Origin of the sequence: Candidatus Tumulicola sp., from assembly GCA_035601835.1 — a bacterium.
GTDB lineage: Bacteria > Vulcanimicrobiota > Vulcanimicrobiia > Eremiobacterales > Eremiobacteraceae > DATNNM01.
This window is the reverse complement of the sequence record DATNNM010000011.1, coordinates 423,163-440,036: the sequence shown is the minus strand read 5'-3', so window position 1 is coordinate 440,036 and position 16,874 is coordinate 423,163. Positions and strand designations below refer to the sequence as shown.

General features: G+C 64.9%; 17 protein-coding genes. 2 read left to right on the top strand and 15 right to left on the bottom strand.

All coding sequences use genetic code 11. The annotated features are described in order from the left end of the window. Positions 1-15: 15 nt before the first annotated feature. From VN934_06930 to VN934_06900, 7 genes are all read right to left on the bottom strand, one after another. A complete protein-coding gene (locus tag VN934_06930; GenBank protein ID HXM18532.1) occupies positions 16-1,251 on the bottom strand; it encodes a beta-ketoacyl-[acyl-carrier-protein] synthase family protein in 1,236 nt (411 codons plus the stop codon). Further along, positions 1,248-1,691, bottom strand: a complete 444-nt coding sequence (locus VN934_06925) for an SRPBCC family protein (GenBank protein ID HXM18531.1) — start codon at positions 1,689-1,691, stop codon at positions 1,248-1,250. The genes VN934_06930 and VN934_06925 overlap by 4 nt, the downstream gene beginning before the upstream one ends. 3 nt (positions 1,692-1,694) lie before the next feature. After that, positions 1,695-2,933, bottom strand: coding sequence for an FAD-dependent oxidoreductase (locus tag VN934_06920; GenBank protein HXM18530.1), 1,239 nt, complete (start codon positions 2,931-2,933; stop codon positions 1,695-1,697). Beyond that, complete coding sequence (locus VN934_06915; GenBank protein HXM18529.1) at positions 2,852-3,379, bottom strand: hypothetical protein; 528 nt, start codon at positions 3,377-3,379, stop codon at positions 2,852-2,854. Before VN934_06915 ends, VN934_06920 begins: the two co-directional genes overlap by 82 nt. Positions 3,380-3,395: 16 nt before the next feature. Then, positions 3,396-4,964, bottom strand: coding sequence for an L-glutamate gamma-semialdehyde dehydrogenase (pruA, locus tag VN934_06910; protein HXM18528.1), 1,569 nt, complete (start codon positions 4,962-4,964; stop codon positions 3,396-3,398). Positions 4,965-5,048: 84 nt separating this feature from the next. Further along, positions 5,049-6,653 carry a PLP-dependent aminotransferase family protein gene (locus VN934_06905; GenBank protein ID HXM18527.1) on the bottom strand — a complete coding sequence of 535 codons (1,605 nt, stop codon included), beginning with the start codon at positions 6,651-6,653 and terminating at the stop codon, positions 5,049-5,051. A gap of 122 nt (positions 6,654-6,775) precedes the next feature. Then, positions 6,776-6,979 carry a hypothetical protein gene (locus VN934_06900; GenBank protein HXM18526.1) on the bottom strand — a complete coding sequence of 68 codons (204 nt, stop codon included), beginning with the start codon at positions 6,977-6,979 and terminating at the stop codon, positions 6,776-6,778. 112 nt (positions 6,980-7,091) lie between these two features. Here VN934_06900 and VN934_06895 point away from each other — a divergent pair, with 112 nt between their 5' ends. Together VN934_06895 and VN934_06890 are read left to right on the top strand one after the other, a co-directional pair. Next, positions 7,092-7,940 (top strand): sulfurtransferase, encoded by an 849-nt coding sequence (locus VN934_06895; protein HXM18525.1) that lies wholly within the window; start codon positions 7,092-7,094, stop codon positions 7,938-7,940. Between the two features lie 83 nt (positions 7,941-8,023). Continuing rightward, entirely contained in the window at positions 8,024-8,701 is a 678-nt protein-coding gene (locus VN934_06890) for an aquaporin (protein HXM18524.1), read from the top strand. A 36-nt stretch (positions 8,702-8,737) separates the two neighbouring features. Here VN934_06890 and moeB read toward each other — a convergent pair whose 3' ends face one another. From moeB to VN934_06850, 8 genes are read right to left on the bottom strand one after another with little or no spacing between them, the layout of a single operon-like run. Further along, the gene (gene moeB, locus VN934_06885; GenBank protein HXM18523.1) at positions 8,738-9,895 is read right to left on the bottom strand and encodes a molybdopterin-synthase adenylyltransferase MoeB; all 1,158 of its coding nucleotides are present in this window, start codon (positions 9,893-9,895) and stop codon (positions 8,738-8,740) included. 34 nt (positions 9,896-9,929) lie between these two features. After that, positions 9,930-10,916: a zinc-binding dehydrogenase gene (locus VN934_06880; GenBank protein HXM18522.1), complete on the bottom strand. Its 987-nt coding sequence runs from the start codon at positions 10,914-10,916 to the stop codon at positions 9,930-9,932. Further along, complete coding sequence (locus VN934_06875; GenBank protein ID HXM18521.1) at positions 10,913-12,037, bottom strand: ABC transporter permease; 1,125 nt, start codon at positions 12,035-12,037, stop codon at positions 10,913-10,915. Before VN934_06875 ends, VN934_06880 begins: the two co-directional genes overlap by 4 nt. Further along, positions 12,034-12,981, bottom strand: coding sequence for an ABC transporter ATP-binding protein (locus VN934_06870; GenBank protein HXM18520.1), 948 nt, complete (start codon positions 12,979-12,981; stop codon positions 12,034-12,036). Before VN934_06870 ends, VN934_06875 begins: the two co-directional genes overlap by 4 nt. Then, a complete protein-coding gene (locus VN934_06865) occupies positions 12,978-14,072 on the bottom strand; it encodes an HlyD family efflux transporter periplasmic adaptor subunit (GenBank protein ID HXM18519.1) in 1,095 nt (364 codons plus the stop codon). The genes VN934_06870 and VN934_06865 overlap by 4 nt, the downstream gene beginning before the upstream one ends. Continuing rightward, positions 14,069-14,737, bottom strand: coding sequence for an LUD domain-containing protein (locus VN934_06860; GenBank protein HXM18518.1), 669 nt, complete (start codon positions 14,735-14,737; stop codon positions 14,069-14,071). The genes VN934_06865 and VN934_06860 overlap by 4 nt, the downstream gene beginning before the upstream one ends. Next, positions 14,730-16,106 (bottom strand): lactate utilization protein B, encoded by a 1,377-nt coding sequence (locus tag VN934_06855; GenBank protein ID HXM18517.1) that lies wholly within the window; start codon positions 16,104-16,106, stop codon positions 14,730-14,732. The genes VN934_06860 and VN934_06855 overlap by 8 nt, the downstream gene beginning before the upstream one ends. Then, positions 16,103-16,870 (bottom strand): (Fe-S)-binding protein, encoded by a 768-nt coding sequence (locus VN934_06850; GenBank protein HXM18516.1) that lies wholly within the window; start codon positions 16,868-16,870, stop codon positions 16,103-16,105. Before VN934_06850 ends, VN934_06855 begins: the two co-directional genes overlap by 4 nt. Between the last annotated feature and the right edge of the window lie 4 nt (positions 16,871-16,874).

Genomic DNA, 16,874 nt, shown 5'->3' with positions numbered 1-16,874 from the left:
ACATTCGCTTGGAGGTTAGGCGGCGTTTTTGAAGACGAGCGCGGCGTTAAGCCCGCCGAAGCCGAAGCTGTTCGAGAGCACGTACTGCTGCTTCAGCGGCGTCGGCACGGATGGCGAGTAGCGCAGGTCGCAGCCTTCGGCCGGCGTTTCGAGATTTGTGGTCGGCACAACGACTGCATCTTTGAGACCGAGCGCGCACAACGCCGCTTCGACCGATCCGGTCGCGCCAAGCGCGTGACCCATCATCCCCTTGATGCCGGACACGATGAGCTTGTCGGCGGACGCGCCGAAGACGCTGCGAATCGCGCGGCTCTCGGTGGCGTCGTTCAGCGGCGTCGACGAGCCGTGCGCATTGATGTGATCGACTTGCTCGGGCCTCACGCCGGCGTCCGCTAACGCTTTGCTCATCGCGCGCTTTGCTTCGCGTCCATCCTGGCGCGGCGCCGCCATGTGCTCGCCGTCGTTGGTGAGCGCGTAGCCGCACAGCTCCGCATACGGGGTGGCATTGCGGGCGACCACGTCTTCCTCGCGCTCCAGCATCAGCAAGCAGGCGGCTTCCGCCATGACGAAGCCATCGCGCCCGGCATCGAACGGCCGGCTTGCGGTCGCTGGGTCGTCATTGCGCTGCGACATCGACTTGATGACGTCGAATGCGCTGAAGATCAGCGGCGTGAGCGGGATTTCGACTCCGCCTGCCAACGCGCGCCGTGTATAACCGTCGCGCACGGCGCGAAACGCTTCGCCGATCGCCACCGCGCCGGCAGCGCATGAATTCGAATTGGACACCGTCGGTCCATGGATCCCGAAATGGATCGCGATGTTGCAGCACGCCGCAGCCGGGAAGACGGACAACGCGAGCATGGGGTGCACGCCCTTGATGCCGCGCTCCAGGAAACTGCGCAGGTTCGCTTCGCCGTATGCCGCGCCGCCGAGCGCGCTCCCGACCCAGATGCCAAAATCCTCGTCATCGCCCGACGGCGTAAAGCCGGCGTCCTCTAACGCCATCCGCGCGGTTGCGATGGAGAACTGCGCGAAACGTTCCGAGCGCTGCAATTGGCGGCGATCCAAAAATGCCGCGGGGTCGAAATCCTCGACTTGGCCGGCCACTCGCGATCGGAAAATCGAGGCGTCGAAGCGGTCGAGCGCGCGGACGCCCTGGCGACCCGCGAGCGCGCCCTGCCAGAGGTTGGTGCGGCCGATGCCGATGGGCGTGATCGCGCCGATACCCGTTATAAAAACCCTGTGTGTCACGATTGTTCCGCTAGTTCTTTCATGCGCGCAAGCGTACGCCCGGCAATGCTTTGGATGAAGAAATCCCCGATGATGTATCTACTTACCCAGGCGCCGATCAGGGGAATCTGTTTGAAATCGAGATCGTGAACGATGGTGACGCGCGTGCCGCCGTCTATTGGTTCAAATGTCCATGCCACCTCCATTCCAACAGTCCAGCCTGAAAGATGTCTGAATGCTATACGCGGTGTCACGGGGTCGAGACGCTCGAGCGCGGTCCAGCGCACGGGTATCCAGCCGCGCCGTGCGGCCATGATAGCGGTCCTTTCGTGGTCCCGCTCGCTCAACACCGTGACGTAGCGATAGTGCGGCAGGAGCTGCGGCCAACGACCGATGTCCTGCGCTAAAGCATAGATCGCTTGCGGCGTGGCGGCGATATCGATCGATCGTTCAGCGTGCATGCTTTAAGTCAAGAGACCCAACACGAGTTTGGGCGAGATCTTCGCGTTCGCGTCGGCGCCGGCCACCGCGGCGAGCAGCGACTCCGCTGCTCCGACGTCGCGCGCAACGCGTCGGAAAAGCCTTGCGCGCAGCGGCCGGGTTCGCAAAAGCGCGTCGATGACACGAGCGGCGAAGCGACGCGGGCGTACGAGGGCGTCGTGGGCAGCGGCATAGGTGCGGGCGGCACGCGCCGGGTCGCGGCCTTCCAACATATACGTCACGGCCTGCTCGGCTAGACGCGAACTGCTCACCGCCATCGGTACTCCCTGACCGGTGAACGGGTCGAGCAACCCGGCAGCATCGCCGACGAGCAGGATACGACCGCTGGCCACCCGCTTGGGTTGATAGCGAAGCGGCCCGATCGCGACTTTGCGCTCCAGACGCCCTTGGTCGAATGCATAGCGCCCATTCGTTATCGCGGCGACGGCGACGTCGGCTCGCTCGGGCGCAACCGCTGTGGGCATGACATACATCGCGTTCACCAGGCCGCCGCCGAGCGGATTGCGCGCGTAGTAGCCTTCGGCAGTGAGATACATCGCGACGTCGTCTCCGTCGCCGTCCGGCTGCTCGCGAAGATGCCCTCCTACCGCCCAGCGCCCGCCGGTCCGCTGGGTGGTGCGCAGGCCGCTGTGCTGGGCGACTGACGACCACGCGCCATCTGCGCCGATCAGAACGCTTGCGGTGAGCGAGCGTTCGACGCCTTCGGCGTCGCGAAATGCGACGTCGACGCGACGTTCGTGCTCCACGGATGAGAGATACGCGCCTATGTGCAAGCGCGCGCCGGCAGCCAGCGCGATGTCGAGCATGAGCGCGTCCAAGACCGAACGCGCGAGCGCCAGCGCGCCCCGCCCGGGCAGTTTCAAGCGCACGGGACCAAGCCCGAAACCGGTGAGGCTGATCGTCCGCAGACGATGCGCTCGCTGCTCGACGCGATCCAGCACGCCCGCTTCGTCAAACGCCGCCAACGCGCTGGGACTCAGGTAGTCGCCGCAGACTTTGGTGCGCGGGAATCGGCTGCGCTCGATGAGGGCCACGGAACGGCCGGCTCGCGCAAGACGCAGCGCCAGGCTCGAACCCGCTGGACCCGCGCCGACGATCGCCGCGTCGAAATGTGGCGCCCTCAGAGCGTTGCTCGTGGCACTCCCTGCGCGCGAGGGCGTCGGCCGCCTGCGACGGCCGTCGCGACAAAACCCGCGATCCAAAACAAGAACGCGACGACGAGGAGCATGCCGACGCCGATGGCGCTCGTCACCGCACCTGCCGACCCGAGCGTGCGCACGTAGTACGGCGACCACTTGGACCCATCACCCGTGGCGAGGTCGACCAATGCGGTCACCTTTCCGGATCGCACGTCTTCGAGTTTGGGTGACACGCGAACCGACGGACTCCCCGCGTCGACGCGTTCCGCCAGCGTGTAGGGCGGTAGCGCGCTGCCGATCGACACGAAGCCGGGAGGGATCACGTAGTAGCCGGACGTTATCGTGTAGCCATGCCCGACCCCATGCGCTTGCGCAAGCGACCGCGCCGAGCGCGGCAGCGGCGCCGCGCCCAGCATCGCCGCTACGCCATACAGAATGAGCACGACGCCGATCAGCCCCAGCGTCCACACAAGGCGCGCGCCGATGGATACGCCACGCGCGGGCAGCATCGTCGCCGCGCGCGGCCTAGACAATTTTCTCAGCCACCGATTTGGCTTGCATGAACAGCAGCAGGTAGTCGGGCCCACCGGCCTTCGAGTCGGTGCCGGACATATTGAAGCCACCGAACGGGTGCGCGCCGACCATCGCGCCGGTGCACTTGCGATTGAGGTAGAGATTGCCGACGTGGAATTCGGCTCGCGCGCGCTCGAGTTTGGCCGGATTCTTGGAGTACACGGCGCCGGTGAGTCCATACTCGGTGTTGTTCGCTATGCTGAGCGCGTCGTCGTAATCTTTCGCCTTGATGACGGCCAGCACCGGACCGAAGATCTCTTCCTGCGCGAGTTTGCCCTTCGGGGGTATGTCGGCGAAAATCGTCGGCTCGATGAAATAGCCCTCGCCGGGCGCGCGCTCGCCGCCATACACGAGCTTGCCCTCGGCTTTGCCCTGCTCGATATACGAAAGGATCTTCTTCATCGAGGCCTCGTTGATGACCGGGCCCATATAGTTCTTCGGATCGGCGGGATCGCCGACGGTGATCGTGTCGGCGCGCTCCACGAGCCGTTTGACGAAGTCATCGTAGATCGGTTCTTCGACGATCGCGCGCGAGCACGCCGAACACTTTTGGCCTTGGAACCCGAACGCGGATACCGCGACGCCTTCCACGGCAGCGGCGACGTCGGCGTCGGCGGAGACGACGATCGAATCTTTGCCGCCCATCTCCGCGACGACGCGCTTGATCCAGATCTGATCAGGCTGCGGCGTGGCCGCGAGCTGGTTGATGTGGAGACCGACTTCCTTGCTGCCGGTGAAGGCGATGAAGCGGACGTGCGGATGCTTGACGAGCTCATCGCCGATCTTGCCGCCCGAACCCGTGATGAAGTTGAGCACGCCTTTGGGCAGACCGGTATCGTCAAGCAGTTCGACGAACTTCGCAGCGATCACGGGCGAGTCGCTCGAGGGTTTCAACACGACGGTGTTGCCGGTCACGATCGCGGCCGCGGTCATGCCGACCAAGATCGCGAAGGCGAAATTCCATGGCGGAATGACGACTCCCACGCCGAGCGGGATGTAATGCATGCCGTTGCGCTCGCCCGCCATCGGCGTCACGGGATGGACGCCGGCATAGCGCAGCATTTCGCGCGCGTAGTATTCGAGGAAGTCGATGCCTTCGGCGACGTCGGCGTCCGCCTCGATCCACGACTTGCCGACTTCGGTGATCAGCCACGCGTCGAATTCATAGCGACGGCGACGCACTTCCGCCGCTGCTTTGAACAACAGCTCCGCTCGCTCTTCGGCCGGCACGCGCGACCAGGTCGCAAACGCGCGACCCGCCGCGTTGACCGCCTCGCGCGCCTGCTCGAGCGTGGCAGATTGAACCTTCCCGATCACCTCGCTGGGCTTTGCCGGATTGCGCGACTCGAATTGCGTCGGCGATTTCTGGCGCGCGCCGCCGATGATGAGGTCGTATTCCGTGCCGAATTTCCCTCGCACTGCGGCGAGGGCGGCTTCCATTTTCGACCGCACATCCGGCTCGGCCGGATTGATGTAGGTCTCGTTCTTGAATTCGGGGACGCGCTCGAGAACTGTCGCCATGGTCGGGGGCTCCTTGATGCTTGATCGATCCGAGCTTCGCTCGGAACGCTACATTAGAACGGCGTAGATGCGGCCCCTGCGGCCCTAAACTGCCGCGGTGACGGGAGCTTCGGCGTGCGGCGCGGCGCGGTGGCGCTTGCGTGCTTGCGCGTACGCGCGGATCGCGCGCCCGAAGCGAGCCATCGCTTCCGGTGCCATTTCTTCGGACAGCTTGCCATACGACATGCGCAACGTGTTCGTGGCCGGCGCAGTCGGATAGAAGGGCGCGCCGGGCAGGAACAGCACGCCTTCCTGGGCGGCGTAGCCGAACAGTTCCATGGCCGACCATTCAGTCGGCAACTCGACCCAGACGTTGACGCCGCCGCGCGGCACGGCAGCGCGCGCCCCGTCGGGCAACACTTTGCGCAGCGCGCTCATCAAAGCGTCGCGGCGCTTGTGATAGAGGAAGCGCGTCGCGCGCATATGCCGGCTCGCGGCCTTCGACTCCAAGAATCGCAGCAATGCGCGCTGGCTCACGGTCGTGGTGAACGAATCCGCGCGCAGCTTCGCTGCGTAGAGGGCCTGCAACGCGGGTCCTTTCGCCGCGATGTATCCGATGCGCAGGCTCGGCAGCAGCAGCTTCGACATGCTCTCGATGAGGATGACGCGGCCGTCCGGGTCCGAAGCGAGCAGCGGCGGGGGCGCCTCGCCGTCGTACGTCAGCGGCCAGCACGTCTGGTCTTCGACGATCGTGATCTTCGCGCGGCGCGCAACGTCGATGATCTTCCGATGACGTGCCCGCGAGAGATAGGCGCCGGTCGGGTTCTGCGCCGCGGTGTTGAGATAGGCCGCTTTGGGCGCGTGCCGCCATGCGACGTCGGCGAATGACTCCGGCAAGAGACCGTCGGCGTCCGAGGTCAAATTGCTCCAAGCCACGCGCCGCTGATCGAACAATTCGAGGGCAGAGAAGTAGGTCGGCGCCTCCGCGGCTGCGGTGTCGCCATATTCGAGCAGCGTCTCGGCCGCCAGGCTCAAGGCCTGCTGCGCCCCGCTGACGATGAGGATGTCGTCCGCGCTGACGTCGGCGCCCCTGCTGCGCAGGCGGTCGGCGAAGAACGCGCGCAGGTTTTCGTCGCCCCGATCGGCGCGGTATTGATGGATCTCAGGCGGATCGTCGAGGAACGTGCGCACGTAGCACTGCGCGAAGTCGGCGACGGGATACGTCTCGGGCGCCGTGTGGCCGGCCGAAAGCGCGATCGCGCCGGGGCGCACGGCGGAACGCAGCAAATGCATGGCCGCGACCCTGCGCGTCTCCGTCGCGTAGCGGTGAATGCCCGGATCCCAATAGCCGACGGTGTAGTCGGGCACCGGCGCGCGACCGGTTGTGCGAGGTCTCGATGCGGGCGCATCGTCGCTTTCATGCGATACGAACGTGCCGCGTCCGGTGCGCGATTCCACCAGACCTTCCGAAGCAAGAACTTCATACGCCTGGCTTGCGGTCACGAGCGCAATGCCGTGCTGCTTTGCCACTTCTCTTTGCGGAGGCAGTTTGGCGCCATGCGCCAGCGAGCCATCACGGATCTGCTGCGCGATGCCTTCCGCGAGCTGCTGGTAGAGCGGCCGGCGATCGCGCGCATGGAAGGCGACCGGCACGAACCCATCCGAACCGCCGTCCCTATTGCCCTGGGTATTGTCATGCTTATCCTGCATGTGTGCGGGATACAAGCATGTCGCTCAAAACACCTCTTAGGCTTCGCGCGATGACTTCAACGCGTCCCTATTGCCCCCACCTGATACTATGCGAGGGCAATCCCATGAGAAGCGAAGCCGCGCTAACGCGGCGTTTGAGGCGGGTCGATCGGAACGGGCGGTTCTCGATCCGGCAGCGGCACGGTGAACTTGCGGCGACGCATGTCGGCAAGGCCCGGCTTGGCCATCTCCATCCCCGGCTGGTCGATGGGCATTTCTTTGTCGTAGACGCGCCCGATATGGCGCAGGTCGAGCCGCGGCTCGAACAAGGCTTTCTCATCAGTCATCACTGCAGGTGTACGGTGCGCGCTTAAGCGCGCCCTGTCTCAATTCTTTTCCGAGCTCGCTCGCGCTCGCTCGGAACACTACACGTCACCTAATCCTAAGGAGAAAAACCCAATGGCACGCACTATTGCCTTTCCCGAAACGCTGGTCACGACCGACTGGGCGAAAGAGCACCTCACCGAAAAGGGGTTGCGTTTCGTCGAAGTCGACGTCGATACGACGCAGTACGAACAGGGCCACATCCCCGGCGCAGTCGGCTTCAACTGGCAGACCCAACTGAACGACCCGGTGCGACGCGACATCCCCTCAAAGGAAGAGTTCGAAAAACTGCTCTCGGACGCGGGCATCGACAACGACACCACCATCGTGCTGTACGGCGACAACAACAACTGGTTTGCGGCCTTCGCGCTGTGGCTGCTCAAGTACTATGGCCACGACAAGGTGCTGCTCGTCGACGGTGGGCGCAAGAAGTGGCTCGCGGAGAACTGGCCGTTGACCAAAGATGTGCCGTCCTACCCGCGCTCTCAGTACAAGGTGCGCCACGTCGATCCGGCGCTGCGCGCCAAACGCGAGTTCGTGCTCGACACGGTGCGCGCGAAATCGCGCAACCTCGTGGACGTCCGTTCCGTGCCTGAGTTCACGGGCGAGATCATCGCGCCGCCCGGCATGCCGGAAACCGCGCAGCGCGCGGGCCACATCCCCGGTGCGATCAACATCCCGTGGAGCCAGGCGGTCAACGAGGATGGCACCTTCAAGTCGCCGGATGACCTGGCCAAGCTCTACGAATCAAAGGGCCTCGATCCGTCGAAAGAGACCATCACGTACTGCCGCATCGGCGAACGCTCGTCGCACACGTGGTTCGTGCTCAAGTATCTGCTTGGATACGAGAAGGTCATCAACTACGACGGCTCGTGGACCGAGTACGGCAACCTCATCGACGTGCCGATCGAGAAGAACGTCTGATCTGGGCCCCACCCGGATGCGGTGTTCGAGTTCGGAGAGGCGGACCCAGGGGGTCCGCCTAACCGTTTGCGCCGGAGGGCGTCATGAACAAATACATCGCTGAATTTGTCGGCACGTTCGTTTTGCTGTTCGCCGGCCTGGGCACCGCGATCTTCGACGGCAAAGATGTCGGGCATCTCGGCATTTCCCTCGCGTTCGGACTGGCGCTGTTGGCGATGGCCTACGCCATCGGACCGATCTCCGGCTGCCACATCAACCCGGCGGTCACCATCGGACTCGCGGTGGCCGGACGCTGCCCCTGGTCCGACGTACCGGGCTACGTCATCGCCCAGATCCTGGGCGGCTTTTCCGGTTTCGGCACGGTCGTGCTGATACTGTTCATGGCGGGCCACTACGACCCGAGCGTCGCGGCCTCAGTCGCGAACGGCTACGGCGACCACTCAGCGATCGGTGCTACGGTGGGCGGAGCTTTCGTCGCCGAATCGGTGCTGACGTTCGTACTGGTGCTGACCGTGCTCGGAGCGACGGCGAACAACGCGCCCGCCGGCTTCGCAGGCATCCCGATCGGGCTTGCGCTGGCAGTCACCAACTTCGTCGCGATTCCGATCACCAACGCGTCGATCAATCCGGCCAGAAGCATCCCGCCCGCCTTCTACGCGCACGACTGGGCGCTTTCCCAACTGTGGCTTTTCATCGTCGCGCCGATCATCGGCGGCGTCATCGCCGCGCTGGTATATCTTCCGATAGGCGGCAAGAAGTAAACCGGGGCTAAAGCCCCGGCACTACATGACGGCGTCTTAGTATTTCGGGATCGAGGGGTCGGCCTCGTCGCTGTAGGCCTCGATGCCGCCCGCGAGGTTCTTCACATTGCTGAAGCCTGCTTCGCGCAGCAACTGCGTCGCGAATGCGCTGCGCTTGCCGGAGTGGCAGTACACGATCGTCTCCGCATTCTTGTCGAGCTCGCCGATGCGTCCGGACAATTGCGTGACCTCGATCTCTTTCGTGTTGGGCAGCTTCGCGGTATCGATCTCATCTTGACGGCGCACGTCGAGCAGCACGAAGCGCTCGCCGCGGTCGAGTTTCGCCTTGAGCTCTTCAGGCGCGATGTCGAAATCTTTCAATGCTCCGTTCCTCTCGGTGGGAGCGTCGCCGCAAAGGCGATCGTAGTCCACCAACGCGGTGATCGTCGGATGCGTGCCGCACACCGGGCATTTGGGATCTTTGCGCACCTTGAGTTCGCGAAACCGCATCTCCAGCGCGTCGAACAGCACCAGCCGGCCGACGAGCGTTTCGCCCGTGCCTACGATTAGTTTGATCGTCTCGGTGGCTTGGATCAGTCCGATGATGCCCGGCAGCACGCCGAGCACGCCGGCTTGCGCGCACGAAGGCACGGCACCGGGAGGCGGCGGCTGCGGGAACATGCAGCGGTAGCATGGTCCGATGCGCGCGTCGAACACCGACGCTTGACCTTCAAAGCGATAGACCGAGCCGTACACGTTCGGTTTGCCGAGCAGCACGCACGCGTCATTGACGAGATAGCGCGTTGCGAAGTTATCCGTGCCGTCGGCGACGATGTCGTACTCGCGGAGGATGTCCAGCGCGTTTGCCGAGGAGAGTTTGGCCTCGTAGCCGACGACGCGCACGCCGGGATTGATGCCGGCGATCGTCCGCGTCGCCGATTCGACCTTCGGCTTGCCGACCATGTCGGTCGAATGCAGCACCTGGCGATGGAGATTATTATACTCGACGACATCAAAATCGACGATGCCGAGCGTGCCCACGCCGGCCGCGGCAAGATAGAGTCCGAGCGGCGAGCCCAGTCCCCCGGCGCCGACCAACAACACGCGAGCCGCCTTGAGCTTTTGCTGACCTTCCAGCCCGATCTCGGGCAGGATCAGGTGGCGCTTGTAGCGGCGCAGTTCGTCGCGGTCGAGTTCGATGACGGATGCCTGCATGGGAAAGAAGACTTCGACGCGTTTTGGAGCGCGCCTACGGCTCCAGCACGATCTTTCCGAACGCCGCGCCCGACTCGATCCGCTCGTGCGCGGCCCCCGCTTCCCGCAGCGGCATGACCGAATCGATGACCGGCCGGAACGTGCCGTCGGCGAACAGCGCGAGAATGCGGTCGAAATCTGCCGGCCGGATGATCCCCATCGAGCCGATGATCGAAGCGTTCTTCGTGATGAGGTCCATAGCGTTGATTTGCGCGACGTCGCCCGAAAGCGTGCCGACGACGATGATGCGGCCGCGCGGACTGAGCATCTCGATGGATTGCTGCAGCGTGGCGCGACCGACTAATTCGAGGACGCACGTCGCTCCCTGTTTGCCGAAGGCGTCCTTCACTTGGTCGACGAGGTCAGGCGCGTTGTGATCGATGACTGTTTCCGCTCCCAGCGCGCGCAGCTGCACCTCCTTGCCCGGGGCGCTGATCGCTAACGCGTGCGCGCGCTTCCAGCGCGCGATCTGCAGCGCCGAGGTTCCAACGCCGCTGGAGGCGGCGTGCACAACCACGCGGTCGCGGCCGCTCAGCGCGGTGTTGTAACAGAGCGCGATCCACGCGGTGGTGAAGGCGAGGCCGATGCTCGCCGCGGCCGCGTACGAGAGGCCATCGGGAATGCGGTGTAGTTCCCGCGCCGGCACGGTGGTGAATTCCGCATACGCTCCGTCGCGCTCGCGCCCGAGCGCCTCGAACGCGGCTACCACGCGATCTCCCTCTCGCCAGCCCGCGACGCCCTCGCCCAGCCCGGCGATCTCGCCCGCCACGTCCATGCCGAGCACATGCGGCAGCTCTTTGTGGATGAGGAATCTTCCCGAACGGTGGAAGAGGTCGGGGTGGTTGACGGTCGCAGCGCGCACCCGGATCAGCGCCTCGCCGGGCGCAGGCACGGGAAGCGGCATCTCTTCGTAGCGCAACACGTCGGCGCCGCCGCGCTCGTGCATGATCACGGCGTGCATGCTAACCGTTGAAGAAGTCACGACGTGATGCGGGCGAAGCGAACGCTTGCCGCTACGATGAGGACCGCCCCGAGTGCCAACATCGCGGTCACCGCGGGCCACAACGTGTCGATGCCGGCGCCGCGCAGCACGATGCCGCGCAGAATCTCGAGGAAGTAAGTCAGCGGAATAGCGTAGCCGAGCCATTGCATGATCGGCGGCATCAAGTCTCTTTCAAAAAAGAAGCCGGACAGCAATACCGACGGCAGCGTGCTCGCGAACGTGAACAGGATCGCCTGCATCTGGTTTTGCGCAACGCTGGAGATGAGCAAGCCGAGCCCGAGCGCCGCGATGAGGAACCCCACGCCCAGCAGCAGCAGCAGCGTAAGGCTGCCGGCGATGGGCACATCGAAGATATAGCGCATGGCGAGGAGCGCGCCGAGGAAATCCACAAAGCCGATCACCGCGTACGGCGCGATCTTGCCCAGCATCAGCCCGGTCGAGCCTATCGGCGTGACCAAGAGCTGATCGAGCGTGCCGCGTTCTCGCTCGCCGGTGATCGACAGCGCCATCAGAAAGACGGTGATGAGCTGCATGATGATGCCGATGAGTCCGGGCACGAGAAAATTGGCGCTGCGCAAGCTCGGGTTGAAGAGCATACGCGGCCGGATCTCGACCAGCATCGGCGTCACGGTGGTCCTCGACGACAACTGCGCGGATAGCGCCTGCCCAATGGCTACCGCCGCTCCGAACGCCTGTTGTGCGATGTTCGAATCCGAGCCGTCGATGAGCACTTGGATCTGGGCCGTGCGGCCGGCCCGAACGTCGGCCGAGAAGTTCGGAGGAATGTCCAGAGCCACGCGCACCTTGTTGCCGACGATGAGCCGCTCGAGTTCGGCGCGCGAGCGGGCCTGATACACGAGGTCGAATTCACTCGAACCTCGCAACGCATCGAGCGCGCGGACGGCGATGGGCCCGCGGTCCTCGTCGAAGTAGGCGGTTCCGATGTGTTCCACGCGCATGTTGACGGCGTAGCCGAAGATGATCAACTGGACGACCGGGAGCAAAAGCGCGAGGATCAGCGTCGCCGGATCGTGCCGCACGTGGATGAATTCCTTGTACAGCACCGCGCCGAATCCGCGAAAGTCGAGCGCGCGCCTCACGCCACGTCTCGCTCCCGGGTGAGCGCCACGAAAACGTCTTCCAGCGACGGCTGGATGCGCTGGATGTCATCGATGGGGCCGCATTTCGGCTCGAGATCCGCGCGCAGCGTGTCGGGCCCGACGGCTTGATCGACCACGACGTGCAGATCGCGCCCGAAAATCGTGACGTCCTTGACGTACGGCAGGGCGCGCGCCGTTGAGAAGGCGCGCATGACGTTCTCGGTGCTCACCAAGTAGCGCACCGTGCCTGGCTTCTGCACGCCGGGGAGCCGGCGCAATTCGTCGAGCGTGCCGAGCGCGATGAGATCGCCGTCGTAGATGTAGCCGACTCGCGTGCAGCGCTCCGCTTCATCCATATAATGCGTGGTCACGAACAAGGTGGCGCCGCCCTCGGCCAACTTGAACAACAGGTCCCACAGGTCGCGGCGCGCCACCGGATCGATGCCTGCCGTCGGCTCGTCCAGGAACAGGACGGGTGGCTCGTGCAGCAGAGCCGTCGCCAGCGCTAAGCGCTGTTTCCAGCCTCCGGAGAGCGAGCGAGCTTGATAACTGTAGTACCGGCCAAGCCCGGTCAATTCGACGACCTCGCGCTTGCGCTGCTGTCGGCGCTCCGGGGTCAAGCCGTACGCGCGACCGTAGAACTCTAGATTCTGGTCGACCGTGAGATCACCGTAAAGCGAGAACGACTGCGACATGTAGCCGATGGCGCTTCGCGCTTGCTCGCCCTGTCGCTCGACGTCGTAACCGTCGATGCTGCCGCGCCCCGCTGTGGGTCGGACCAAACCGCACAGCATCTTGATGGTGGTCGATTTGCCGCTGCCGTTGGGACCGAGGAAACCGAAGATCGAGCCGCGCTCGATGGAAAAGGAAAGGTCTTTCACCACGAGGCGATCGCCGTAGCGCTTGCTCAAGCCTTGGGCGACGATCGCCGCGCCGGAGGTCACGGTCCGGAGATTTCGACGGTCGTGCCGCCGCGCAGCACGCGGTCGGGGTCGTGCACGCGCACCTTCACCCCGAAGACGAGGTTGGCGCGGTCCTGGGCGGTCTGGACGTCGCGCGGCGTGAACTGCGCGCTCTGGTCGATGAATTCGACGGAGCCCGTGAAGGTGCGATCTTTGAACGCGTCCGATTTCACGCGCACGCTTTGGCCGACCGCGAAGCGGCCGAGATCAGGCTGAGCCACGAAGATCCGCACGTACGGATCCCTTTGCTCGTCGATGCTGGTCACCGAAGCGCCGGGTTGCACCAAGTCGCCGGGCCGAAGATCCATACCGCTGACGATGCCGTCGGCCGGCGATCGGACGACCATCTCGGCAAGACGAGCACGCGCTGCGCTGACCTGCGCTTGGGCAGTGCTCACAGCTGCTTGCGCTTGCGCGACCTGCCCGGGGCGCGTCCCGGCTTGCACCAGCGCGAGATTCGCCGCAGCGGCTTCGTATTGCTGGCGAGCCGCCTCGACATCGGTCGACGCAGCGCCGGATTGCGCGGCAGATAATTGCGCCTGGGCCGACCGGAAACGAGCCTGTGCTTGCCGATACGCGGCGCGGGCTTCGTCCAGCGACTGCGCCGGGATCGCCCCGTTGTTGTAGAGTTGCTGCGCGCGATCGAAGTCGCTCTTGGCGAGCGCGGTCGCCGCCTGTGCTTCGTGCACGGCTTGGCGCGCGACCGCCAAGGTATCTGGTGCGGTGCTGCGCGCCTTTTCGTATGCGGCCTGCGCCTGTGCCGCCTGCGCTGCAGCCTTGTCGACGTCTTGCGGCCGGGGACCCGCCTGCAGATCGGCGAGCGTCGCGTTCGCCTGTGCAAGCTGGCCAAGCGCGGAAGCGAGTGCGGCCTGCTGATCCTTGTCATCGAAACGCACCAAGACTTGACCGGCCTTGACGCGCTGGCCGTCGTTGACCAGCACAGCCGTGATGCGCCCGCCGACGGTGCTGCCGACTTGCGCCGACTCCGCTTGCAGCGTGCCGCTATACGTTCCTTTTGCGTTAGCGCTGCAGCCCGCGATCAAGACGGCGAGCACCAATGCGGCATATCTCACGGCGTGACACCGACGATGAACACGACCAAGAATTGCGGACCGTGCGCGCCCAGCACCAATGTCTTCTCGATGTCCGCCGAGCGGCTTGGACCCGTGATGATGACGAACTCGCCGCGTTCGCCCGCGCGTGCGCGCGCGTAGAGCGGCGCGAGCGCCTCCAGCGTCATGTGCGAGTGGAGCCGCGATTCGTCGGCGATGACGATGCAGGTGCGAGGCAGATACGGGAGCAGACGCTCGCCGCTCGTCGAGAAAGCTGCCACGACGGATCCCGTGTCCGCCAGAAGCGCCTCCGCCGCGATCACCGCGCACCTGGCGCCGGCGACCCGCAGCTTGTCGGCGTCTGCCGCCGAAAACGCCGCCCCCTCGGGCAGCCGCGTGAGCGCCCAGCGGACGGCGATGGAGTTCTGACATGCGGCGCTCGCTATCTCGCGATCCTTCAGGAACTGCGCGAGCGCTCCGGGGAGTTCCTGAGCAGTCGCTACGAAGCGCGCCTCGCCGGAGAGCGCCTTGAGTTCGTCGCGAAAACGCGCGGCGAGGGTGGCGCGGTCGGCCGCCGGCTCCGCGCCGAAGATCGGCTGCGGCTCGGGCAATGCGCGCGCTGGTTCGTCGCGAAGCGCCGTAGCGATTCGCGCCAAGATCGCGGCGCGAGGATAGAGATCAGCCATTTCGCTTTTGTCTCAGCCACCACTCTTTGAACGTCTGTTTGGCAAAACGTGGAATATCGCGCCGGCGCGACCACGCCGCCAGCGGCCCCGGCTTCAGGCCGAACGCGCCGAGCACGCTTGCACCGAAACGGGCGAGTCCCGTGGCACGGCGATAGGCCGGCAGGCTGCGCATCGCTTTGGCCCATGCGTCGATCGCCCGGCGCTCGCCCGCGTCGCCGATGGCTTTGGCTTCGACCGCCTTGTGCCGCAGGTGCACCAGCTGGTGCGGCAAGTCGATGTTCACCGGACACTCTTCTTGACACGCGCCGCAGAGGCTCGACGCGAAGGGAAGCTCAGCGGCCTTTTCGATGCCGACCATAGCCGGGGTGACCACGGAGCCGATCGGCCCGGGATACACCCAGCCATACGACCAGCCGCCGACCCGGCGATAGATCGGACACACATTGATGCATGCGCCGCAGCGGATGCAGTACAGCGCTTCGCGCGTCTTCGGATCTTCGAGCAGTTTCGTGCGCCCGTTGTCGACGATGATGCAGTACGCCGCCTTGCCGGGCTCGGGTCCGGTGAAATGGTGCGTGTACACGGAGAGTTTTTGCCCGGTCGCCGCACGAGCCAGGACGTGCAGAAACGGCGGCAGGTCCACCAGGCGCGGGATGACTTTTTCAATGCCCATGATGACGACGTGGACCGGCGGCACGGAAGCCGACAGTCCCCCGTTGCCCTCATTCTCGACCACCACGACCGTGCCGGTCTCAGCGATGCCGAAATTCGCGCCGGTCATGCCGAGACCGGCTTCGAGGTAGCGCTGGCGCAGGCGCTCGCGCGCCGCGGCGAGCAACTCCTCCGGATCGTCCGTGTACTCGATCCCAAGTTTTTCCGCGAAGAGCTTGCCCACGTCGCTGCGCGAGAGGTGCAATGCGGGCGCGATGATGTGCGACGGTTTTTGGCCTGCGAGCTGCACGATGTATTCGCCGAGGTCGGTTTCGAACGGCTCGATGCCGCCCGCCGCCAGCCGTTCATTGAGCTCGAGCTCTTCGGAGACCATCGACTTGCCCTTGACGACCGAGAACACGCCGTGCTTCACGCAGATGTCGATGAAGTGCCGTCCGCCTTCGTCGCCGTCGCGCGCCCACAGCACGGTGCCGCCACGTGCGGTGAACTGCTTCTCGAATTCGACGAGCAGTTTGTCGAGATTCGCGATCGAGTAGGCTTTGATGTCATGCACGCGAGCGCGCAGTTCTTGCCACGGCACCTGTTGTTGTGCCACGTGTTTGTCGGCTACGATGCGCTCCATCGTTGCGGGCAGACCCGCTGGGCCGTGCGGGTGGTGGAGGTCGGCGTTCACCGCTTGTCGATCGAAGTGGATCACGACGTGCTCGCCAACACCTCGGCGAGGTGCATCGTCCTCATATGTGGAGCAGGACCTTTAGGTCCTGCGTCTTCCCGCGCCAGCATCCCGCCGATGTGCATCAGACAGCTCGAGTCACCCGATACGAGCACGTCCGCTCCGGTCGCGCGCGCATTCGCGCATTTCTGCGCGCCCATGTCAGTGGAGAGCTCTTCGAACTTCACGCTGAACATGCCGCCGAAGCCGCAACACTCCTCGATGGCGGGCAATTCGACGTACTCGAGATCTTTGACCGCGCGCAGCAATGTGGTGGCGGCGTCGCCTGCGTGCAACTCGCGCCTTCCATGACAGCCGTCGTGATACGTGACGCGGTGCGGAAAACGTGCGCCGACGTCGGTGATGCCGACGTTCTCCACAAGAAACGTGGCGAGATCGCAGACGCGCGCGCCCACCGCCGCGGCGTCGGACTCAGGCGCGAGGTAGTCGTAAAAGACTCGGCACATCGCGGCGCACGACCCGGACGGCACGACGATCCACTCGTACGGGCGGAAGACGTCGGCGAAATGCTGCGCGACGGCGCGTGCCTCGTCCCAATAGCCCGAGTTGAAGGCGGGCTGTCCGCAGCACGTCTGCTCCATCGGATACTCAAAGGGCAACGCCAAGCGCTCGAAGAGCGTGACGACGGCCTTGCCGACCTGCGGGAAAAGCATGTCGGCATAGCAGGGCATAAAGAACGCGACGCGCTCTCCTTGCGAGTACCGCCGCGAGGTGCCGGCTTCGCCCATGAGG